The sequence below is a fragment of the Lysinibacillus sp. GbtcB16 genome, assembly GCF_019091145.1.
GTDB classification, from domain to species: domain Bacteria; phylum Bacillota; class Bacilli; order Bacillales_A; family Planococcaceae; genus Lysinibacillus; species Lysinibacillus fusiformis.
Genome location: NZ_JAGXJV010000571.1, coordinates 1 through 259, shown reverse-complemented (window position 1 = coordinate 259; position 259 = coordinate 1). Strand labels below are relative to the sequence as shown.

Below are 259 nucleotides of genomic sequence, written 5' to 3'. Positions count from 1 at the left end.
CGGAGTTAAAGCGCTTCGCGCGCTTGGCATCTACCCCAATGTGTATCATATCAACGAAGGCCATGCCGCCTTCCTTACGCTGGAGCGGCTCAAGGAGCTGCTGCACCTTGGGCTGCCGTTCCACGTGGCCATTGAAACCGTGCGGTCGGCCACCGTCTTCACCACCCATACCCCTGTGCCGGCCGGGCACGATACCTTCTCCATTGGTATGGTGGAGCATTATCTCGGACCGCTGCTGCACGAGCTGTCACGGCACAAG

Annotated in this window: 1 pseudogene; it reads left to right on the top strand. The window is 60.2% G+C overall.

Annotation, left to right across the window (positions count from 1 at the left end):
* Positions 1-40: 40 nt before the first annotated feature.
* Positions 41-259 (top strand): annotated as a pseudogene (locus KVT27_RS25280) (hypothetical protein); the annotation flags it as partial.